This window comes from Providencia sp. PROV267, assembly GCF_028477825.1.
Taxonomy (GTDB): Bacteria; Pseudomonadota; Gammaproteobacteria; order Enterobacterales; family Enterobacteriaceae; genus Providencia; species Providencia stuartii.
Genome location: NZ_JAMPLX010000034.1, coordinates 12,843 through 34,868 on the forward strand (window position 1 = coordinate 12,843; position 22,026 = coordinate 34,868).

18 protein-coding genes and 1 riboswitch are annotated in these 22,026 nt (G+C 45.0%); of the genes, 9 read left to right on the forward strand and 9 right to left on the reverse strand.

The window, feature by feature from the left end:
* Positions 1-18: 18 nt before the first annotated feature.
* The 8 genes from PR709_RS18900 to PR709_RS18935 all read left to right on the forward strand — a co-directional run bounded on the left by PR709_RS18900 (position 19) and on the right by PR709_RS18935 (position 7,252).
* Positions 19-681, forward strand: coding sequence for an HAD family hydrolase (locus PR709_RS18900; protein WP_004924796.1), 663 nt, complete (start codon positions 19-21; stop codon positions 679-681).
* A 28-nt stretch (positions 682-709) separates the two neighbouring features.
* Positions 710-821, forward strand: a riboswitch (TPP riboswitch).
* 200 nt (positions 822-1,021) lie between these two features.
* Entirely contained in the window at positions 1,022-2,971 is a 1,950-nt protein-coding gene (gene thiC, locus PR709_RS18905; protein WP_004924795.1) for a phosphomethylpyrimidine synthase ThiC, read from the forward strand.
* Positions 2,955-3,593, forward strand: a complete 639-nt coding sequence (thiE, locus tag PR709_RS18910) for a thiamine phosphate synthase (protein WP_004924793.1) — start codon at positions 2,955-2,957, stop codon at positions 3,591-3,593. Before thiC ends, thiE begins: the two co-directional genes overlap by 17 nt.
* Before the next feature lie 61 nt (positions 3,594-3,654).
* Positions 3,655-4,413, forward strand: coding sequence for a HesA/MoeB/ThiF family protein (locus PR709_RS18915; RefSeq protein ID WP_004924791.1), 759 nt, complete (start codon positions 3,655-3,657; stop codon positions 4,411-4,413).
* Complete coding sequence (gene thiS / locus PR709_RS18920) at positions 4,401-4,601, forward strand: sulfur carrier protein ThiS (protein WP_004924788.1); 201 nt, start codon at positions 4,401-4,403, stop codon at positions 4,599-4,601. Before PR709_RS18915 ends, thiS begins: the two co-directional genes overlap by 13 nt.
* A 2-nt stretch (positions 4,602-4,603) precedes the next feature.
* A complete protein-coding gene (locus PR709_RS18925) occupies positions 4,604-5,374 on the forward strand; it encodes a thiazole synthase (protein ID WP_004924786.1) in 771 nt (256 codons plus the stop codon).
* Positions 5,371-6,492, forward strand: a complete 1,122-nt coding sequence (gene thiH / locus PR709_RS18930; RefSeq protein ID WP_004924784.1) for a 2-iminoacetate synthase ThiH — start codon at positions 5,371-5,373, stop codon at positions 6,490-6,492. The genes PR709_RS18925 and thiH overlap by 4 nt, the downstream gene beginning before the upstream one ends.
* Positions 6,493-6,598: 106 nt before the next feature.
* Positions 6,599-7,252: a hypothetical protein gene (locus PR709_RS18935; protein WP_004924782.1), complete on the forward strand. Its 654-nt coding sequence runs from the start codon at positions 6,599-6,601 to the stop codon at positions 7,250-7,252.
* Positions 7,253-7,305: 53 nt separating this feature from the next.
* Here PR709_RS18935 and PR709_RS18940 read toward each other — a convergent pair whose 3' ends face one another.
* The 9 genes from PR709_RS18940 to secE form a co-directional block, all read right to left on the reverse strand.
* Complete coding sequence (locus PR709_RS18940; RefSeq protein WP_004924834.1) at positions 7,306-8,619, reverse strand: uracil/xanthine transporter; 1,314 nt, start codon at positions 8,617-8,619, stop codon at positions 7,306-7,308.
* Between the two features lie 731 nt (positions 8,620-9,350).
* Positions 9,351-13,571, reverse strand: a complete 4,221-nt coding sequence (gene rpoC, locus PR709_RS18945) for a DNA-directed RNA polymerase subunit beta' (protein ID WP_004924780.1) — start codon at positions 13,569-13,571, stop codon at positions 9,351-9,353.
* A 112-nt stretch (positions 13,572-13,683) separates the two neighbouring features.
* The gene (gene rpoB, locus PR709_RS18950; protein ID WP_272571107.1) at positions 13,684-17,712 is read right to left on the reverse strand and encodes a DNA-directed RNA polymerase subunit beta; all 4,029 of its coding nucleotides are present in this window, start codon (positions 17,710-17,712) and stop codon (positions 13,684-13,686) included.
* Between the two features lie 348 nt (positions 17,713-18,060).
* Positions 18,061-18,429 (reverse strand): 50S ribosomal protein L7/L12, encoded by a 369-nt coding sequence (gene rplL, locus PR709_RS18955; RefSeq protein WP_004924778.1) that lies wholly within the window; start codon positions 18,427-18,429, stop codon positions 18,061-18,063.
* Positions 18,430-18,489: 60 nt separating this feature from the next.
* Complete coding sequence (rplJ, locus tag PR709_RS18960) at positions 18,490-18,987, reverse strand: 50S ribosomal protein L10 (protein WP_004924776.1); 498 nt, start codon at positions 18,985-18,987, stop codon at positions 18,490-18,492.
* Between the two features lie 303 nt (positions 18,988-19,290).
* Positions 19,291-19,992 carry a 50S ribosomal protein L1 gene (rplA, locus tag PR709_RS18965; protein WP_004924773.1) on the reverse strand — a complete coding sequence of 234 codons (702 nt, stop codon included), beginning with the start codon at positions 19,990-19,992 and terminating at the stop codon, positions 19,291-19,293.
* 3 nt (positions 19,993-19,995) lie between these two features.
* Positions 19,996-20,424, reverse strand: a complete 429-nt coding sequence (gene rplK / locus PR709_RS18970; RefSeq protein WP_004924771.1) for a 50S ribosomal protein L11 — start codon at positions 20,422-20,424, stop codon at positions 19,996-19,998.
* Between the two features lie 162 nt (positions 20,425-20,586).
* Positions 20,587-21,132, reverse strand: coding sequence for a transcription termination/antitermination protein NusG (gene nusG / locus PR709_RS18975; RefSeq protein WP_004924769.1), 546 nt, complete (start codon positions 21,130-21,132; stop codon positions 20,587-20,589).
* The gene (gene secE, locus PR709_RS18980; protein WP_004924767.1) at positions 21,133-21,519 is read right to left on the reverse strand and encodes a preprotein translocase subunit SecE; all 387 of its coding nucleotides are present in this window, start codon (positions 21,517-21,519) and stop codon (positions 21,133-21,135) included.
* Positions 21,520-21,657: 138 nt separating this feature from the next.
* On the opposite strand from secE, the gene PR709_RS18985 reads away from it, so the two are divergent.
* Positions 21,658-21,804, forward strand: a complete 147-nt coding sequence (locus tag PR709_RS18985) for a hypothetical protein (protein WP_004924828.1) — start codon at positions 21,658-21,660, stop codon at positions 21,802-21,804.
* The last annotated feature ends 222 nt before the right edge of the window (positions 21,805-22,026 follow it).

Consider the following 22,026-nt stretch of genomic DNA (forward strand, 5'->3'; position numbering starts at 1 on the left):
CGAGATAAAAGAGGCACAATGCAAAACAAATTGGCGGTTTTTGATTTAGATGACACCCTAATTCAGGGGGATAGCAGCGTACTGTGGACACAATACCTGTGGGATAAGCAAATTATCACCGACCCGCGTTTTGTCGAAGCCGACAAACAAATGATGGCACAATATAACTCAGGCTCCCTAGATATGGCGACTTACCTGCGTTTTAGCCTGCAATCGCTATCTGGGTTCAGCATCGAGCAAGTTGATCTCTGGTTAGATGATTTTGTTGAGAGCATGATCGTGCCACGTATATATCCCGAAGGGATCCGCACAATCGAGCAGTATCGAAAGCAAGGGATCCCGATCATTGTGATCTCTGCAACCGTTTCTTTTATTGTGAAAAAGATAGCCGAACGATTCGCTGCTGATGTCGTGATGGGAATCGACATCAAGCAGAAAAATGGCGGTTACAGCACCGAAATAGAAGGCATTGCGACTTTTAAAGCAGGCAAAGTCAAACGCCTGCTTCAGTGGATCAGCCACCAGCCAATTACCGATGCCTATATTTATTTCTATACCGATTCCGCCAATGATCTGCCCATGTGCCAATTTGCCGATGAGGTGTTTATCGTAAATGGTGACGCGCGTCTTTGCCAAGTCGCCACCGAACAACATTGGACACAATATCACTGGGAAGTTTGAATATTTTTTTTGCACCTCTTATACTAGGTCCATCTTGTCGGAGTGCCTAGTGGCGAAAGCTACGGGCTGAGACCGTTAATTCGGGATCCGCGGAACCTGATCGGGTTAATACCTGCGAAGGGAACAAGAGTAATCATTCAGCGTAACAATTTTGGTTATTTGCTTTTGCATATTTAGGCTGACAACTCATACGCAACACAGCAAACGTCAGCTAACAAAATGAACACGCAACGCCATACCATTACTCCATCCGAACTCCAGACAAGCAACTTTCTTACGATAAACCTGAGTGCTACGCCCATATACGCGTAATCGCTCGTGACAATGTCAGGAAATTGCTATGTCCCAAAATAATATTATCCCTACAAGCGATCTTTCTCCTAAAGCGGCGCCTGCAAGAACGCGCAAAGCACAACGTGATGCGGCCGAAAACTTTATCAATACGGTTTCTGGCGTATCCTTCCCTAATTCAAAACGTATCTACCTAACAGGTTCAAGAGACGATATCCAAGTGCCAATGCGAGAAATCCAGCTCTCACCAACCCTCATTGGCGGCGATAAAGATAATCCTCAATTTGAAGATAATGAGCCTGTTCCTGTTTATGATACTTCAGGCCCCTATGGCGACCCAGCCGCAGAATTAAATGTTCATAAAGGATTAAAAAAGATCCGTGAAGGTTGGATCCGCGAGCGTAATGATACTGTTCCGGTTGATACCCTCAGCTCAGATTTTACGCAGCAGCGACTTGCCGACGCGGGTCTCGATCACTTACGATTTAATCATCGCCCCCACCCATTGAAAGCGATGAAGGGTCGCTGTGTAACACAGCTTCATTATGCACGCCAAGGTATTATTACCCCTGAAATGGAATTTATCGCCATTCGCGAAAATATGGGACGTGAACGTATTCGTGGTGACGTTTTAAGACAGCAGCACCCCGGACAATCATTTGGTGCAAATCTGCCTGAAAACATCACGCCGGAATTTGTCCGCCAAGAAGTTGCCGCGGGCCGTGCCATCATCCCAGCCAATATCAATCACCCTGAATCTGAGCCAATGATTATTGGTCGCAACTTCCTAGTGAAAGTGAACGCCAATATCGGTAACTCATCGGTGACTTCTTCCATTGAAGAAGAGGTTGAAAAACTGATTTGGTCTACCCGCTGGGGAGCCGATACCGTTATGGATCTGTCTACTGGTCGTTATATTCATGAAACTCGTGAGTGGATCCTACGTAACAGTCCAGTGCCAATTGGTACTGTGCCTATTTATCAAGCACTCGAAAAGGTTAATGGGGTTGCCGAAAATCTCACGTGGGAAATGTTCCGCGATACACTGCTTGAACAGGCCGAACAAGGGGTCGATTACTTTACTATCCATGCAGGTGTGCTCCTGCGCTATGTCCCTATGACGGCGAAACGTTTAACCGGTATTGTCTCCCGTGGTGGCTCGATCATGGCGAAATGGTGCCTCTCTCATCACCAAGAAAACTTCTTATATGAAAATTTCCGTGAAATTTGTGAGATTTGTGCAGCCTATGATGTATCACTGTCATTAGGTGATGGTTTACGCCCAGGGTCAATTCAAGATGCTAACGATGAAGCCCAATTTGCTGAACTGCATACCCTTGGTGAGCTTACAAAAATTGCTTGGGAATATGACGTGCAAGTGATGATTGAAGGCCCAGGACATGTGCCAATGCAGATGATCCACCGCAACATGACGGAAGAGCTTGAACATTGTCATGAAGCGCCGTTTTATACCCTCGGCCCACTAACTACCGATATCGCTCCCGGTTATGACCATTTTACATCAGGTATTGGGGCAGCCATGATCGGCTGGTTTGGCTGTGCAATGCTCTGTTATGTCACCCCAAAAGAGCATTTGGGCTTACCAAATAAAGAGGATGTTAAGCAAGGGCTAATCACCTATAAAATTGCGGCTCATGCTGCCGACCTCGCGAAAGGGCATCCCGGAGCACAAATTCGTGATAATGCTATGTCTAAAGCGCGTTTTGAGTTCCGCTGGGAAGATCAATTTAACCTAGCTCTCGACCCAGATACCGCACGTGCTTATCACGATGAAACCCTGCCACAAGCGTCAGGGAAAGTTGCCCATTTCTGCTCTATGTGTGGTCCTAAATTCTGCTCAATGAAAATTTCACAAGAAGTCCGTGATTATGCGGCGCAAAAGGAAGCTGGCATGGAGCAAATGTCCGAAGCTTTCCGCGCTCATGGCAGCGAGTTGTATCACAGTGCCGAGGTCGTGTCCGATGAAAAAATTGCCTAGCACTCCCTTTGCTCCCACTGAGCAACGATTGGGGCTTTATCCTGTGGTCGACTCTGTAGAATGGATTGAACGCTTGCTTAATGCAGGCGTAACGACTATCCAGCTACGTATTAAAGATAAGCATGATGATGAAGTGCGTGATGATATCCAACAAGCGATTGCTCTCGGTGAAAAGCATCATGCGCGGCTATTTATCAATGACTATTGGCGCTTAGCTATCGAGCTCGGTGCCTATGGTGTTCATCTTGGACAAGAAGATCTGGAAACCACCGACCTATTGGCTATTCATCAAGCTGGGCTACGTTTAGGCATCTCAACTCATGATCAACATGAGCTTGCTATCGCTAAATCCGTGCGCCCTTCTTATATTGCGATGGGGCATATTTTCCCAACAGAAACCAAGAAAATGCCCTCAGCACCTCAAGGATTGGAGACACTCAAAACCATGGTAGAAGCGACTCCCGATTACCCCACGGTCGCGATTGGCGGTATCTCTATCGATAGAGTGCCAGCAGTGCTCGCAACCGGTGTTGGAAGTGTCGCCTTAGTGAGTGCAATTACCAAAGCAGATGATTGGCTAGAGGCAACAAAAACCCTTTTACGCCTCGTAGAAAATCACTGATTACCTGAATCAAACCCGCCCACACGCTCTCGTGATGGCGGGTTAATTCGAGGAGTTCATCATGTTAAATGATCATGAATTTATGCGTTATAGCCGCCAGCTACTGCTTGAAGATATCGGCCCTGAAGGACAAGGCAAACTTAAAACGAGTAAGGTACTGATTGTTGGCCTTGGTGGTTTAGGTGCACCGGCATCACTTTATTTAGCGGCCGCTGGCGTCGGTGAGTTATGGCTTGCGGATCACGACGAGCTACACCTTTCTAATCTACAGCGGCAAGTTTTATATGGCACTGAGGACATTCCTCAATCTAAAGCCAAACTTGCCGCAAAACGACTACAAGATCTTAATCCACTGATCCATACCCATGTCTTACAACAAAAGTTAGATATTCACACATTGCTTCCCTTGGTTGAGCAAGTCGATTTAGTTCTCGATTGTTGCGATAACATGGCCACTCGCCATGCCGTTAATGCGGCCTGTGTCATGGCAAATAAAACGTTGGTTAGTGGCAGTGCCGTGGGGTTTGGTGGGCAGCTTATGGTGCTTGAGCCACCCTTTAATCACGGCTGTTACGCATGTTTATACCCTGACCAGACGGAGCCTCAGCGTAACTGTCGTACCGCAGGTGTGCTTGGCCCTGTCGTGGGGGTCATAGGCACATTGCAAGCCTTAGAGGCCATCAAATTATTAGTCGGATTGCCTTCCTCGCTAAGCGGTAAATTGCGTTTATTTGATGGTAAACAGCAGCAATGGAATACCTTGCAACTGACACCGTCCATTCAATGTCCAATCTGCCGAGAAGAAACATGCGCCTTATAATTAACGACCAGCCAATGGAGTTTGATGCGCCATTAACCGTGTCTCAATTACTCGCTTCTCTAGAGCGCAGTACGGTCGGCACGGCTTTGGCCATCAACCAAGTGATCATTCCTCGTCATCAATGGGATTCACACCTCGTGAATGACCAAGACAATATCTTATTGTTTCAAGCTATCGCTGGAGGCTAATCATGTTAAAAATTGCCGATGTGACTTTTCAGTCACGCCTCTTTACTGGCACAGGAAAATTTGCCAATCCAACATTGATGCAAAACGCAATCACTGCATCAGGCAGTCAGCTTGTTACCATGGCGATGAAACGTATAGATTTACGTGGCAATGACGATGGCATTTTAAAGCCTTTGCAAGAGATTGGGGTAAAACTGCTCCCTAATACTTCTGGTGCGAAAAATGCCCAAGAAGCTATTTTTGCCGCACGCCTTGCCCGTGAAGCGTTGGGAACTCATTGGGTTAAACTAGAAATTCACCCCGATGTGAAATATCTCTTACCCGATCCCGTCGAAACCTTAATTGCTGCCGAACAGCTCGTAAAAGAAGGGTTTGTGGTACTGCCTTATTGCAGTGCTGATCCTGTGCTGTGTCGTCGTCTCGAAGAAGTCGGTTGTGCAGCCGTAATGCCACTTGGTGCACCGATTGGCACCAATAAAGGTTTAGTCACCAAAGAGATGTTACGGATCATTATTGAGCAATCGACGATCCCCGTAGTGGTTGATGCAGGGATTGGCGCACCTAGCCATGCGATCGAAGCGATTGAAATGGGGGCCGATGCCGTACTAGTCAATACCGCCATCGCTGTAGCAAAAGATCCTGTGCTCATGGCTCAAGCTTTTAAAGTCTCCCTTGAAGCCGCAGAGCTTGCCCGACGCGCTGGCCTTGCTAGCCCGAAACAACATGCTGAAGCTTCAAGCCCATTAACCGAGTTTTTGGGAGCATTACAATGAACAGCAGCTTTCGCCAACGCTGGCAGCAGCTAAATTGGGATGACCTAACCTTACAAATTTATGCCAAAAATACGCGAGATGTTGAGCAGGCTCTTGCTAGCGATACTTTAACACTTGATGATTTTATGGCATTGCTCTCCCCTGCCGCTCGCCCTTTTATTGAGCAATTAGCGCAGAAAGCCCAAAAGCTAACACGGCAACGTTTTGGTAATACCGTGGGGTTCTATGTGCCACTGTATTTATCAAATCTATGCGCTAATGATTGTACATATTGTGGTTTTTCAATGAGTAATCGCATTAAACGAAAAACGCTCGATAAAAACGAAATCATTAATGAGTGCGAGACAATCCGTAAAATTGGTTTTGATAGCCTGTTGTTAGTCACAGGGGAGCATCAAAATAAAGTGGGCATGGATTATTTTCGTGAGCATTTACCCACAATACGCCGCTATTTTAGCGCCTTGATGATGGAAGTTCAGCCACTGAGCACCGAAGAGTATGCTGAACTTAAGACATTAGGACTAGATGGTGTGATGGTGTATCAAGAGACTTACCACGAGCCAGCTTATCAACTACATCATTTGAAAGGTAAAAAACAGGATTTTCATTGGCGGCTGGAGACCCCTGACCGTTTAGGGCGGGCTGGTATCGATAAAATAGGACTTGGAGCATTAATTGGTTTATCTAACAGTTGGCGCACCGATTGCTATATGGTGGCGGAGCACCTGATTTATCTCCAAAAACACTATTGGCAGAGCCGTTATTCTATTTCATTTCCTCGTTTACGCCCTTGTGCTGGTGGTATAGAGCCGGCTTCTTTAATGAGTGAAGCTGAACTTGTGCAGCTTATTTGCGCATTTCGTTTATTGGCGCCAGATGTTGAGCTATCACTTTCAACCCGCGAATCGCCTTATTTTCGCGATCACGTTGTGCCACTTGCCATTAATAATGTCAGTGCGGGTTCAAAAACACAGCCGGGCGGTTATGCCGATGACCATGCTGAATTGGAACAATTTGCACCGCATGATAATCGTAGTGCCGCACAAGTTGCAGAATCTTTAATTCGTTCGGGTCTACAACCGGTCTGGAAAGATTGGGATGGCTATTTAGGGCGTTAATTTATCCGATAAACTTCAAGGAGGAAGTTTATCCCTTTTTTGGCTACTTTTACGTTTCATTTATCGGGCTATACTCCGTTCTCTGTTCACGACAAATGAATCATATATGATGACCCAAAAATGGTTTTTTCTACTTTTTGTCTTATTCTTTTCATTATTAATGAGTGGCTGTGCCAACGTTCGTTGGAAGCATCCAACGCCTTCGCGTGAAATCATCCAATTAATGATGTCGGAAATTCAGGGAGCCAGAAATATTGATGAAGAAGAGTTCGCCGTAGAAGAAACGCTTGCCCGATTAAAAGCACAAAAAGTATCTCATGGCACACGCCCTTTTCAGGTCGTATTATTCGGTAAAGATCATGAAATACGAGTTGAAGGTTATAGTGAGTATTTTGATTCACTTGGCATAATTTCCGATGCCGATTTTGCGCGTTTTTCTATCCCAAATAAAAACAATATTCAGGGATACTACTACTCCTACCGCGGCACAATGAAAGCTGTGGATTACAGCCTCCCTCACATGGTAAGGGATTCAAACAGTAAAGACAGCTTAGTTTTATATACCAAACCACTCACAAACTACCAGATCACCGTGATCTATTTAGAGGGTGCCCAATATCAATTTAACTACGGCTCAATGCCAATATCAATCGGGATTTTTGGTTCCGCTAAGTCCTATAAGAATAGTTTTGATGGCCGGTTTTATATCTCACCTAGCGACAAAACAAATCGTTACCAACTCCGCTCGCCAATGTACTAATGCGTGATCTAACCTCATTATAAACGCTACATAATGAGGTTTTTCTGTATTCGTTAATGAATCTTATCCCACTTAATACTGTTTTCGAGGATCAACGACAAAATGATCCCCATTAACAAACCATTCCCTAATAATGAACTAAACATCATTGGTAATGAATCCATGACAGCATCGGGGGCTGACATTAAAAAAATACCGATAAATAATGGTAGTGCTAAACGATAAATATTGCGGGCGTTCAATTTAATTTCGGCTAGAAATGAAAAAGAAGAGAATAATAATGGCAAATAAGTTGCCAACATCACCGCGCTACCAATCGCTAACGGTAATGAACGAAAAAACTGGGTCAATACGGCAACTGCACCAACGAATAACAGCAGTAAACTCCCAATCGTAAAAGAGACCCGCGAAGTATCCTTGGTCTGTGTAATCAAACCAATGGATGAGACAAACGGTGAAAACGGCACAACACCTAATGGTGCTGAAAATAAAGTTAAAACACCTGACGTCACAAAACTCCGCCGATAAATAGATTTTGTCGACTCTTTTTGCGGATAAAAAACATCACTGCCTCGTATCGCACCAAAAGTGTTTGAGGTATTCAAAATACCTGCCAGTATCGCAGTGATCACAATGCTTGGTTGAATATCATCTGCCCGTCCTAATGGAAAGAGTAGCCATTTAGCCTCTGAAACTGTGGAGATTTGTCCATGAAATAGCAGGCTGTAAGCCCCCCAGCCTAGAACAGTTCCACAGAGTAAAGCGTATTTGCTAATACTCGGGGGTAGAAAGACAATCATAGCGATAACAAAAATCAGCACTGCAAAGGCAAGAAAGAAAACTGGATAATTAACGGTAACGCTAGGATCTGAAACCCCAAAGGGTAGCCCTAACATCCCTTTTAGGAAAATTGAGACTAACTGAGCGCCAAGTAAAAACATAAATACGACTAAGACACCCGGTTTAAATAAGCCAGAGAGCCAGTTACCTAGTCCTGTTAGCCCTATTAATATAGTAACAATACCTGATAAAAAAATACCGACGGCGAGACTCCAACCAATAATTGCTAAAGAGGTTCCTTGCATCGACTCTGATAGCGTCACGGTTAAGATTGTTGCCCACCATAAACCGGTCGAACCTTCCATCAGTGCACGTTTGTGCCCTAAAAAAGCTTGTAGCAAACAGGCTAATGCAATAAGCAAAAAAGCGTATTGGGTGATAACAAATGTGGTTTCAGCCGATAAATGAAAGGCAGATTGCAGTGTAGGTGGAATAACAACGGTATTGCAAAAAATAAAGAAAAACCATTGGAAGCCCGAAATAAAGCTACTTTTTTTGATTATATTTTTCTGCACTGAAGACCCCATTATTTATTATTATCGATGGTTAACAGTCTAGTCGTGTTTAAATTAAATTTCTAATTATTATTTTTGGCCTATTACTTGGATATTTATCGATTATATTGAAAGGGCAGTCGCTAACAATGCTCTAAAATTAATGGTTAAATTTATTTAATTTTGAGTTAGGGAGATAGTATTTTTCTGTCATGGCCTATTTTATTAAATTTGCAAATTAACTTTTAAACCTACTCTTCATATTTATTTAATGCCATAGCGATAAGTTCACATTAATCACTTTATAATAAAAGCTAATAAATAAACATATATCCTATCTTTATTTATATTTGTGATATTAATGACTATGTATATTCTTTTCTACTTAAGGACATGACATGGTGACTCGAAAATATCGTTTTATGCCTTCCATTGAGAATGACACCATCAAACATAATTTGCAGTATTCTTCTTTTGATACATTACCCGATATTTATTAAGAGATATGGCGTTGGCCATATCTAGAAATACCTACGATCGAATGCAGGATTTCATGAAATTAAAAAAGAGCCTTTAATTTCTTCCCCAAATAATTATTTTCCAGAGTTAGCCAATTATCTCGCGTGTCCGCATATTCACATTATCACTGCCAATAAGGGTTAGTGGCAAAACGGACATTTTATATTGCTGATTTATACCTACAAAAAAACCGGCGCTATTGAAGCGCCGGTTTTATTATTGTGTTTCAATCAGGCTTATAAGCCTTAATTGTTATCGCTGCTGAACCCTGCATTTAACAGTTCAGCCAGGTTAGCCGTAGCTTCATCTGCGCTGACTTGTGGCGCTTCCACAACATCATTCAGATGACGGCGACGGATACGGTCTTGATGATACGCAAAACCAGTACCTGCTGGGATCAGACGACCCACAATAACGTTCTCTTTCAGACCGCGAAGCTCGTCACGTTTACCTGCAACGGCAGCTTCTGTCAGTACGCGTGTGGTTTCTTGGAACGATGCTGCTGAGATGAAGGATTCTGTTGCCAGAGATGCCTTCGTGATACCCAACAGGTCACGTTCGAACTTAGCTGGGATCTTACCATCCTGCTCAAGTTTACGGTTAGAAACTTTAACACGTGAGTACTCAACCTGCTCACCTTCAAGGAATTCAGAGCTTCCCGCGTCAGAGATAGTCACTTTACGCAGCATCTGACGAACGATAACTTCGATGTGTTTATCGTTAATCTTAACGCCTTGTAAGCGGTAAACTTCCTGAACCTCGTTCGTGATATAACGCGTAACCGCATGAACACCACGCAGACGCAAGATATCGTGTGGAGACTCTGGGCCATCGGAGATCACGTCACCGCGCTCTACGATCTCACCTTCAAACACGTTGAGCTGACGCCATTTAGGGATCATCTCTTCATACGGATCAGAACCATCCATCGGTGTGATCACCAGACGACGTTTACCTTTGGTTTCTTTACCGAAGGAAACAATACCGCTGATCTCAGCCAAGATTGCAGGCTCTTTCGGACGACGTGCTTCAAACAGGTCAGCAACACGTGGTAGACCACCCGTGATATCTTTAGTCCCCACAGATTCTTGTGGAATACGCGCTAAAGTATCACCCACGTTGATAGCGATGCCATCATCTAACTGAACAATTGCTTTACCCGGTAAGAAGTACTGAGCAGGCATGTCTGTGTTAGGAATAAGCACATCGTTACCATTTGCATCAACAACACGCAATGCAGGACGCAGGTCTTTACCACCACTAGTACGTTCCGCAGTATCCAGAACAACGATTGAAGACAGACCGGTTAATTCATCAGTCTGACGAGTCATTGTTTGACCATCAATCATGTCAGAGAAGCGGATAATACCGGATACTTCACTGACAACTGGCATGGTATGTGGATCCCAGTTAGCAACAGTTTCGCCACCGTTAACTGCTTCACCGTCACCTTTAGTCAGGTGCGCACCGTAAGGAACTTTGTAGCTCTCTTTAGTACGACCGAACTCATCAATCAGGCGTAATTCGGTATTACGTGAAGTAATAACCAGTTTGCCTTCTGAGTTAGTCACAAATTTCGCGTTAACCAGTTTCAGCGTACCTGGATTACGAACTTGGATGCTAGATTCTGCTGCCGCACGAGATGCCGCACCACCGATGTGGAACGTACGCATCGTCAACTGTGTACCTGGTTCACCGATTGACTGTGCCGCGATAACCCCGATAGCTTCACCTTTGTTGATGATATGACCACGAGCCAGGTCACGACCATAACAGTGAGCACACACACCGAAGTCAGTTTCACAGCTAACGACGGAACGGACTTTAACGCTGTCAACAGAGTTTTCTTCTAACAGGTCACACCATTTTTCGTGTAGCAACGTATTACGTGGAACCAGAATGTCCGCGGTACCTGGGATCAGGATGTCTTCCGCAGTCACACGACCCAATACACGCTCACGCAGTGGTTCTTTAACATCGCCACCCTCGATAACCGGAGTCATCAGGATACCTTCGTGAGTACCACAATCGTCTTCAGTCACAACCAAGTCCTGAGCAACGTCAACGAGACGACGAGTCAGATAACCAGAGTTCGCTGTTTTCAATGCGGTATCCGCAAGACCTTTACGAGCACCGTGCGTAGAAATAAAGTACTGGAGAACGTTCAGACCTTCACGGAAGTTCGCCGTGATTGGTGTTTCGATGATTGAGCCATCTGGCTTAGCCATCAGACCACGCATACCCGCAAGCTGACGGATCTGAGCGGCAGAACCACGAGCACCGGAGTCGGCCATCATAAAGATACTGTTGAAAGAAACCTGTTGTTCTTCTTCACCGTCACGGTTAATAACTGTTTCAGTTGACAGGTTTTCCATCATCGCTTTAGCAACACGTTCGTTTGCCGCAGCCCAGATATCGATAACTTTGTTGTAACGTTCGCCTGCTGTCACCAGACCAGACTGGAACTGTTCCTGAATTTCTGCAACTTCCGCTTCTGCTTCGGCGATGATCCCTGCTTTTTTCTCAGGAATAACCATATCGTCGATACCAACAGATGCACCAGAGCGTGCCGCGTAGGCAAAACCGGTATACATGATTTGGTCAGCAAAAATAACCGTTGGTTTCAGACCCAGTACACGGTAACAGGTGTTCAGCATTTTGGAGATCGCTTTCTTACCTAGCGCTTGGTTAACCAGCGAATAAGGCAAGCCTTTTGGTACGATCATCCACAAAATTGCACGACCAACAGTAGTATCAACCATACTGGTGTTAATCGTAATGTTACCTTCACCGTCTTTCACTTCTTCAGTGATACGGACTTTAACGCGGGCATGCAGTGATGCATGACCTGAACGGTAAACACGCTCAGCTTCTTTCGGGCCGGCCAGAACCATGCCTTCGCCTTTCGCGTTTACGCAGTCACGAGTCATATAGTAGAGACCCAATACAACGTCCTGTGAAGGAACGATGATAGGCTCACCACTTGCTGGTGACAGAATGTTGTTGGTTGACATCATCAACGCACGTGCTTCTAACTGAGCTTCCAGAGTTAGAGGAACGTGTACCGCCATTTGGTCACCATCGAAGTCGGCGTTATATGCCGCACAAACGAGTGGGTGCAATTGGATAGCTTTACCTTCGATCAGAATTGGTTCGAACGCTTGGATACCCAGACGGTGAAGTGTTGGTGCACGGTTCAGCATGACTGGGTGTTCACGGATAACTTCATCCAAGATATCCCAAACTACCGCTTCTTCGCGCTCAACCATTTTCTTCGCTGCTTTAATGGTTGTTGCCAGACCACGTAGTTCTAATTTGCCATAAATAAATGGTTTGAATAGCTCAAGAGCCATTTTCTTAGGCAGACCACACTGATGCAGACGCAGGTATGGACCTACTGTAATAACCGAACGACCTGAGTAGTCAACACGCTTACCTAGCAAGTTCTGACGGAAACGACCTTGTTTACCTTTGATCATATCAGCCAAAGATTTCAGAGGACGTTTGTTAGAACCTGTAATTGCACGACCACGACGACCGTTATCTAACAGTGCGTCAACCGCTTCTTGCAGCATACGTTTTTCGTTACGTACGATGATGTCTGGCGCAGCCAGATCCAGAAGACGTTTCAGACGGTTGTTACGGTTGATCACGCGACGATACAGATCGTTCAGATCTGACGTTGCGAAACGGCCACCATCCAGAGGAACTAATGGACGTAGATCAGGTGGTAACACAGGTAGAACGTTCAGGATCATCCACTCTGGTTTGTTGCCAGATTGAATGAACGCTTCTAACAGTTTAATGCGCTTAGTCAGCTTCTTACGCTTAGTTTCAGAGTTAGTTTCATTCAACTCTTCGCGTAGTGTTTCACACTCGTTCTCAAGATCGAGGTTTTTCAGCAGACCTTGGATTGCTTCCGCACCCATTTTCGCGTCAAATTCGTCACCGAACTCTTCCAGCGCATCGAGGTATTGTTCTTCTGTCAGGATCTGTCCACGTTCAAGGCTAGTCATACCGCCTTCAACAACGACATAAGATTCAAAATACAGAACACGCTCGATATCACGCAGAGGCATATCAAGTAACAAACCGATACGGGATGGCAGTGATTTTAAGAACCAGATGTGTGCTGTCGGAGAAGCAAGTTCAATATGCCCCATGCGCTCACGACGAACTTTAGTCTGGGTGACTTCAACGCCACATTTCTCACAAATCACACCGCGGTGTTTTAAACGTTTGTACTTACCGCACAGACATTCGTAGTCTTTTACTGGCCCGAAAATACGCGCACAGAAAAGGCCGTCACGCTCAGGTTTGAACGTACGGTAGTTAATGGTTTCTGGCTTTTTCACTTCACCGAATGACCATGAACGGATCATATCAGGTGATGCCAGAGCAATTTTGATCGCATCAAACTCTTCGGTCTTGGTTTGCGCTTTCAGAAACTTAATTAAGTCTTTCACAAAATGGCTCCTGTCGGAGTTAGACCTGTCAGGTGAGAGGCCCCTGCCTCTCCCCTAATCCCAGTACTTATACTGGCCGGAAGACTAAAATTAGCCTTCCGGTACAAACGAATTACTCGTCTTCCAGTTCGATGTTGATACCCAGTGAACGGATTTCTTTCAACAATACGTTGAAGGATTCCGGCATACCAGGTTCCATCTGATGGCTGCCATCGACGATGTTTTTATACATCTTCGTACGGCCGTTAACGTCATCCGACTTAACAGTCAACATCTCTTGGAGTGTATAGGCTGCACCGTATGCTTCCAGTGCCCACACTTCCATCTCCCCGAAACGCTGACCACCGAACTGAGCTTTACCACCCAGCGGTTGCTGAGTAACCAAGCTGTAAGAACCAGTAGAACGGGCGTGCATTTTATCGTCAACCAAGTGGTTCAGTTTCAGCATGTACATGTAACCAACAGTTACTTGACGCTCAAACTTCTCACCAGTACGGCCGTCGAACAATGTAATCTGACCAGAAGTTGGCAGACCACCCAGTTTCAACAGTTCTTTAATTTCAATTTCTTTCGCACCATCAAACACTGGCGTTGCGATTGGCATACCTTTTTTCAGGTTCTCAGCCAGACGCAATACTTCTTCATCAGAGAAAGTATTCAGATCCACTTTTTGACGTGGGTCATCACCAAGGTCATAGGCTTTCTGGATAAACTCACGCAGTTTGGCAACTTCTTGCTGCTGTTTAAGCATAGCATTAATTTTGTCACCAATACCTTTCGCAGCCATACCCAAGTGGGTTTCCAGAATCTGACCGATATTCATACGTGAAGGTACGCCCAGTGGGTTCAGAACGATGTCTACAGGGTTACCGTTTTCATCGTAAGGCATGTCTTCAACTGGGTTGATTTTTGAGATAACACCCTTGTTACCATGGCGACCCGCCATTTTATCACCCGGTTGGATCTGACGTTTAACAGCCAGATAAACCTTAACAATTTTCAGTACGCCTGGAGCCAGATCATCACCTTGGGTGATCTTACGACGCTTAGCATCGAGTTTTTTCTCAAACTCAGATTTCAGCTCATCGTACTGCTCAGCAAGTTGCTCTAACTGGTTCTGTTTCTCTTCATCAGCCAGAGACAGCTCTAACCAGCGATCGCGAGGCAGTTTGTCCAGTTTCTCTGCTTCAATTCCGCCACTGATCAATACAGAACGGATACGAGCAAATATACCGGCTTCGAAAATACGTAACTCTTCAGTTAAGTCTTTCTTAGCATCACGTAATTGTGTTTCTTCGATTTCCAGCGCACGCTTGTCTTTTTCTACGCCATCACGGGTAAATACTTGTACGTCAATAACCGTACCAGAAACACCGTTAGGAACGCGTAGAGAAGAGTCTTTAACGTCAGACGCTTTTTCACCAAAGATTGCACGTAGCAATTTCTCTTCTGGTGTCAGTTGGGTTTCGCCTTTCGGCGTCACTTTACCAACTAGGATATCGCCGCCTTTAACTTCAGCACCGATGTACACGATACCAGACTCATCGAGTTTAGAGAGTGCCGCTTCACCGACGTTAGGAATATCAGCAGTAATTTCTTCAGGCCCCAGTTTGGTATCACGAGACACACAAGAGAGTTCCTGAATATGGATGGTTGTAAAACGGTCTTCTTGAACAACACGCTCAGAAACGAGGATGGAGTCCTCGAAGTTATAACCATTCCATGGCATGAATGCCACGCGCATGTTTTGGCCAAGTGCCAATTCACCTAGGTCAGTTGAAGGACCATCAGCTAACACGTCACCACGTTCAACTGGTTCCCCTAAAGATACACAAGGCATCTGGTTAATACAGGTGTTCTGGTTAGAACGGGTATATTTGGTTAGGTTATAAATATCGATTCCAGCTTCACCCGGATACATCTCATCTTCATTAACTTTAATAACGATACGAGAAGCATCAACGTACTGAACTGTACCACCGCGTTTTGCAACTGCTGTTACACCGGAGTCAACAGCAACCGCACGTTCCATACCTGTACCCACTAATGGTTTATCAGCGCGTAAAGTTGGAACCGCTTGACGTTGCATGTTCGCACCCATCAATGCACGGTTAGCATCATCGTGTTCAAGGAATGGGATCAGTGACGCACCAACAGAAACAACCTGTTGAGTCGAAACGTCCATATATTCAACTTGATCGCGGCTGAACAAGCTTGATTCACCACGGTTACGACAAGTGATCAGTTCTTCAACGAAGCTACCATCTTCCGCCAATACGGTGTTTGCCTGAGCAATGATGAAGTTACCTTCTTCAATTGCTGACAGATAGTGAATTTCGTCAGTAACGATACCATCGCGCACTAAACGGTAAGGTGTTTCTAGGAAACCATACTCGTTAGTCTGTGCATAAACAGACAATGAGTTAATCAGACCGATGTTCGGACCTTCAGGGGTTTCGATTGGACAAACACGACCGTAGTGAGTTGGGTGAACGTCACGTACTTCAAAGCCCGCACGCTCACGAGTCAGACCGCCTGGGCCTAACGCTGAGATACGACGTTTGTGTGTGATTTCTGACAGTGGGTTGTTTTGGTCCATAAATTGAGACAATTGGCTGGAACCAAAGAACTCTTTCACTGCCGCAGAAATTGGCTTCGCGTTGATCATATCTTGTGGCATCAATGCATCGAGGTCGCCCAGAGAAAGACGCTCTTTCACTGCACGCTCAACACGGACCAGACCGACACGGAACTGGTTTTCTGCCATTTCACCAACAGAACGAATACGACGGTTACCTAAGTGGTCAATATCGTCGACTTCGCCTTTACCGTTACGGATATCGATGAGCTTACGCATAACATCAATGATGTCTTCTTCACTCAGGATACCAGAACCTTCGATTTCATCGCGGCCCAGTGAACGGTTGAACTTCATGCGACCTACCGCAGACAAGTCGTAACGATCTTCTGAGAAGAACAGGTTATCGAACAGGTTTTCAGCCGCTTCACGTGTTGGTGGCTCACCAGGGCGCATCATACGGTAGATTTCTACCAGCGCGCTCAGGCGGTCATTTGTTGGATCGACACGCAGGGTTTCAGAAATGTAAGCACCGTGGTCTAAGTCGTTGGTAAACAATGTTTCAATTGTTTTATGACCCGCTTGGCTCAGACGTGCCAACATATCTAATGAAAGTTCCATGTTAGCTGCACAAATCAGCTCGCCAGTACTTTCATCAATGTAATCTCTTGCGACTACTTTACCCGCGATATATTCAACAGGCGCTTCAATGCTGTTGACTTCTTCTTTTTCTAGCAAGCGGATATGACGTGCAGTGATACGACGGCCTTTTTCAACATAGACTTTGCCGTTTGCTTCAATATCAAATGAAGCAGTTTCACCACGTAGACGCTCAGGAACCAGCGTCATCATCAGCTTGTTATCACGGATTTGGAATACAGTTTTGTCGAAGAACAAGTTCAGAATGTCTTCGGTGCTGTAATCCATTGCACGTAGAATAATGGTCGCAGGTAATTTACGGCGACGGTCGATACGTACAAACAGGTTATCTTTCGGATCGAATTCGAAATCAAGCCATGAACCGCGGTAAGGGATAATACGCGCGTTGTACAGGACTTTACCTGAGGAGTGTGTTTTACCTTTGTCGCTGTCGAAGAACACACCAGGACTACGGTGTAACTGAGAAACGATAACACGCTCAGTACCGTTGATAACGAAGGTTCCGTTTTCGGTCATGAGTGGAATTTCACCCATGTAGACTTCTTGTTCTTTGATGTCTTTTACAGTGCCTTCTGGTGCTTCACGCTCATAAACAATGAGGCGCAGCTTAACACGCAGTGGTGCAGAGTATGTGACGCCACGGATTTGACATTCTTTAACATCAAAAACAGGCTCACCCAGACGATAGCTGACATATTGCAGTTCAGCATTACCGCTGTAGCTCTGAATAGGAAACACAGAACGGAAAGCTGCTTCCAGCCCGTTCTGACCATCAGGATCTTGCTCGATAAACTTCTGGAACGAGTCAAGTTGGATAGAAAGGAGATAAGGTACATCCAACACTTGTGGACGTTTACCAAAATCCTTACGAATACGTTTTTTCTCGGTATAGGAGTAAACCATAGGGTTCCTCAGCTCGCTGATCAGTGACCCACTCTGTCCGTCCATAAGGACAGCATCGATAACGCTATTTTTTGAAATGGAAAATGAACACTTTCCGTAATACTCATTGCTATTACTCTTAAATCATTTCATTGTGCCACTCTGACTACCGAGCTACCCGAGCGGGTCGTAGCTGAGAACACAGTATATTAAGTCGTCAATAGAAAGAAGTATTGGAGGGTTTGTTAACATCAAAATTGCGTGAAAAAGCTGTTAACACCCAATCACGCTTTACAGCGCAAAAAGGCTGGTGATTAAAAAATCACCAGCCATCAGCCTTTAAGTTAGGCTGCAAACTGAAGACTGAACTTATTTAAGCTCAACAGAAGCGCCTGCTTCTTCAAGAGATTTTTTCAGAGCTTCAGCTTCGTCTTTGCTAGCACCTTCTTTAATAGTTGCTGGCGCAGATTCTACCATATCTTTAGCTTCTTTCAGACCCAGACCGGTCGCACCGCGAACTGCTTTGATAACAGCAACTTTGTTACCGCCAACAGAAGCCAGAACAACGTCGAACTCAGTTTTTTCTTCAGCAGCTTCAGCAGCAGCACCTGGAGCAACAGCAACAGCTGCAGCAGCAGAAACGCCGAATTTTTCTTCCATCATAGTGATCAGTTCAACAACGTCCATTACAGACATTTCAGCAACTGCGTCAAGGATTTGGTCTTTAGTGATAGACATAACAAGTGTTCCTAAAATTCAGAAATAGTTTATACGTTAAAAAGCAACGAAGGAAAGGGCTTATGCAGCTTCTTTCTGATCGCGCAGAGCAGCCAGAGTGCGAACCAGTTTGCCTGCAGCGGCTTCTTTCATGGTTGCCATCAGGCGTGCGATTGCTTCTTCGTAAGTTGGGAGTGTTGCCAGACGATCGATATCTTTCGCTTGGATTAACTCACCTTCAAAGGCCGCAGCTTTAATCTCAAATGCTGGATTCGCTTTCGCGAACTCTTTGAACAGACGAGCAGCAGCGCCCGGGTGTTCGTTAGAGAAAGCAATCAAGGTTGGACCAACAAACGCGTCTTTCAGGACTTCGTAAGAAGTACCTTCAACAGCACGACGGATCAGCGTGTTACGAACAACACGGATGTAAACGCCAGCTTCGCGACCTGCTTTACGCAGTTCAGTCATTTTTGCTACAGTTACGCCGCGTGAATCAGCAACAACTGCAGAAAGCGCGCCTTTGGCTACTTCGCTGACTTCAGCAACAATCGCTTGTTTGTCTTGAAGATTTAGTGCCATTAGCTTCTTGCTCCTGGATTAACCGGGAAACCCCGGGGACTCACATCACCCAAACACGACATGTGTTGAGCGCTAAAACACGGTGAGCAGAAGCCAGAATAAAATTCTTGGTATCTCTGTCACCGTCTACGCAGGTAGATTAAGTATTGCTACACCTGCGGTCTTGGACGGGGTCTGGAAAGGCCAGACTCCATACCGAAATTCGTGGTTTACTAATACTAAAATAGTACTAGCAAACTCAAGGCGTCAGATTTTATACAAATCTGACGCAAAGGTAAAGTTTAATTACTAAAAGTATTAGTATTAAACTGCTGCTGACAGACCAGCTTGGTCGATAGCAACACCTGCACCCATCGTAGTAGACAGGCTAACTTTCTTGATGTACACGCCTTTAGCAGAAGCTGGTTTTGCTTTTTTCAGCGCAATCAGCAGTGCTTCTAGGTTTTCTTTCAGTTTGTCAGCATCAAAGTCAACTTTACCGATAGTGGTGTGAATGATACCGTTTTTGTCGTTACGGTAACGAACCTGACCTGCTTTAGCATTTTGAACTGCTTCAGCAACGTTAGGTGTTACAGTACCCACTTTCGGGTTTGGCATCAGACCACGTGGACCCAGGATTTGACCTAATTGGCCAACAACGCGCATTGCATCTGGAGAAGCAATAACAACGTCGAAATCCATCTCACCAGCTTTAATTTTATCAGCCAGATCGTCCATACCAACCAGCTCAGCACCAGCAGCTTTAGCTGCTTCAGCGTTTGCGCCTTGAGTAAAGACTGCAACGCGAACTGAACGGCCAGTACCGTGTGGCAGTACAGTTGCACCACGTACGTTCTGATCAGATTTACGAGCGTCGATGCCGAGGTTAACAGCAACGTCAACGCTTTCTACGAATTTAGCAGTCGCTAATTCTTTCAGCAGAGCAACGGCTTCGTTGATGTCATACTGTTTAGTTGAATCAACTTTTTCACGGATATTGCGCATGCGCTTATTCAGTTTAGCCATTGATTAGTCCTCCACAACCAGGCCCATGGAACGAGCAGTACCTTCGATTGAACGCATCATAGCGTCAACATCAGCACCAGTCATGTCCGCAGCTTTAGTTTCAGCGATTTCGCGAATCTGAGCAGAGGTTACTTTACCAACTTTCTCTTTGTTCGGCTTACCAGAACCAGACTTAACGCCAGCCGCTTTTTTCAGCAGAATTGCAGCCGGTGGAGTTTTGGTAACGAAAGTGAAAGAACGGTCTGCGTAAACAGTGATAACAACAGGAATTGGCAAACCTTTTTCTAGGCTGTCTGTTTTTGCGTTAAACGCTTTACAGAATTCCATGATGTTCACACCTTGTTGACCCAGCGCTGGACCAACCGGTGGGCTTGGGTTAGCCATACCAGCCGCAACTTGCAGCTTAACGTAGGCTTGTACTTTCTTAGCCATGTATATTTCCTCTAGATGGGTGATAGCGCCTAATTTTAGGCTCCCCGTTAATTAACACGCCCCGCAATTTGTTAACCAAATAATGCAAAGCGTAAAAAACAAAAGGCGCGAAATTGTAGTCAAATTTCACACCTTTTGCAAGCCAGTTTTTGCCGTAAAAAGTTAGACTTTTTCGACTTGGCTGAAATCTAATTCGACAGGCGTTGCACGACCGAAAATAGAAACAGAGACCTTCAAGCGGCTCTTTTCATAGTCGATTTCTTCAACCACACCGTTAAAGTCAGCGAATGGACCTTCGCTAACACGCACCATTTCACCTGGCTCAAACAATGTTTTAGGACGTGGTTTGTCGCCAACTTGCTGTAGGCGATTCATAATCGCATCGACTTCTTTATCACTAATTGGTGCTGGACGATCCGACGTTCCACCGATAAAGCCCATCACACGCGGTACACTACGTACTAAGTGCCATGAATCATCATTCATAACCATTTGAACTAATACATAGCCTGGAAAAAACTTACGTTCGCTTTTGCGACGCTGACCACTACGGATCTCAACAACTTCTTCGGTTGGAACCATGACTTCGCCGAAAGAGTCTTCCATACCATGCAATTTGATATGTTCACGTAGTGATTGCGCTACACGGCCTTCAAAACCAGAGAAAGCCTGAATAACATACCAGCGCTTTTTAGGTGAATCTGACATTTAGAATAACCTCAGGCTTGTAATAATCGAAACTAAACGCACTAGGATACCATCTAATCCCCACAGTATTAATGACATAACAGCCGTTACTGCAGCAACAATCAAAGTCGTTTGTAATGCTTCTTGGCGAGTTGGCCAAATCACTTTTCGCATCTCAATGCGAGCTTCACGCGCAAACGATAGTGCTTGTTTCCCCTTTACGGTCCACAAAGCGACAGCACCTGCAATGGCGACAATAGCCACAACAGCAAAAGCACGCAGCGCGAGGTTATATTGACGGAAGTAATAGTTGCCAGCTATAGCAATCAGTAGTAGGACAGCTACCACCACCCACTTAAAGACGTCTACACTGCGTCCACTTCCTTGAGCTTCGCTATTCGCACTCATAATTCAACCTGTTACCATGAAGTATGTATAAAGCCTGTTAGCCTACAAAACGGTAAAGCAAACAGACCGAACCAATAGAATATGCCAACATATCCCTTATGTACCCGCCGAGCTTGCTAAGTCAAACAGGGAGTATCGTTGACAATACCTGCAAAAGTAAAAGTGTCGTCAGCGAGCAAAAAGACAATTGCGCCCTATCTACTTTCCGCAGGTCATTACTGGCATGCTCAGCAAATTTTTCGCCACGATATTATGAAAATGAATTTCTTAATGTGGCAGCGGTAAAATATACCATATCTTCTGAGCAAAACCTTAATAAATCTCATATAACTGCATAAAGCTGGTGATACAGCCGTTATTTCGTTGCATCAGAGCCTATCTCACCAATAATTAGAACAACTATTGATGAGATAGGTTCTTAATTTTACAACGCATATACTCACAATCCATCGGGTCATATAGTTAGTCTATATAACTCGAATAATTTTAAGTATAAAAAGGGCATCC

Bases quoted from the DNA above. Each gene is read 5' to 3' on its own strand.
- PR709_RS18900 (WP_004924796.1), top strand. From the start codon at position 19: ATGCAAAACAAATTGGCGGTTTTTGATTTAGATGACACCCTAATTCAG.
- thiC (WP_004924795.1), top strand. From the start codon at position 1,022: ATGTCCCAAAATAATATTATCCCTACAAGCGATCTTTCTCCTAAAGCG.
- thiE (WP_004924793.1), top strand. From the start codon at position 2,955: ATGAAAAAATTGCCTAGCACTCCCTTTGCTCCCACTGAGCAACGATTG.
- PR709_RS18915 (WP_004924791.1), top strand. From the start codon at position 3,655: ATGTTAAATGATCATGAATTTATGCGTTATAGCCGCCAGCTACTGCTT.
- thiS (WP_004924788.1), top strand. From the start codon at position 4,401: ATGCGCCTTATAATTAACGACCAGCCAATGGAGTTTGATGCGCCATTA.
- PR709_RS18925 (WP_004924786.1), top strand. From the start codon at position 4,604: ATGTTAAAAATTGCCGATGTGACTTTTCAGTCACGCCTCTTTACTGGC.
- thiH (WP_004924784.1), top strand. From the start codon at position 5,371: ATGAACAGCAGCTTTCGCCAACGCTGGCAGCAGCTAAATTGGGATGAC.
- PR709_RS18935 (WP_004924782.1), top strand. From the start codon at position 6,599: ATGATGACCCAAAAATGGTTTTTTCTACTTTTTGTCTTATTCTTTTCA.
- PR709_RS18940 (WP_004924834.1), bottom strand. From the start codon at position 8,619: ATGGGGTCTTCAGTGCAGAAAAATATAATCAAAAAAAGTAGCTTTATT.
- rpoB (WP_272571107.1), bottom strand. From the start codon at position 17,712: ATGGTTTACTCCTATACCGAGAAAAAACGTATTCGTAAGGATTTTGGT.
- rplL (WP_004924778.1), bottom strand. From the start codon at position 18,429: ATGTCTATCACTAAAGACCAAATCCTTGACGCAGTTGCTGAAATGTCT.
- rplJ (WP_004924776.1), bottom strand. From the start codon at position 18,987: ATGGCACTAAATCTTCAAGACAAACAAGCGATTGTTGCTGAAGTCAGC.
- rplA (WP_004924773.1), bottom strand. From the start codon at position 19,992: ATGGCTAAACTGAATAAGCGCATGCGCAATATCCGTGAAAAAGTTGAT.
- rplK (WP_004924771.1), bottom strand. From the start codon at position 20,424: ATGGCTAAGAAAGTACAAGCCTACGTTAAGCTGCAAGTTGCGGCTGGT.
- nusG (WP_004924769.1), bottom strand. From the start codon at position 21,132: ATGTCAGATTCACCTAAAAAGCGCTGGTATGTTATTCAGGCTTTCTCT.
- secE (WP_004924767.1), bottom strand. From the start codon at position 21,519: ATGAGTGCGAATAGCGAAGCTCAAGGAAGTGGACGCAGTGTAGACGTC.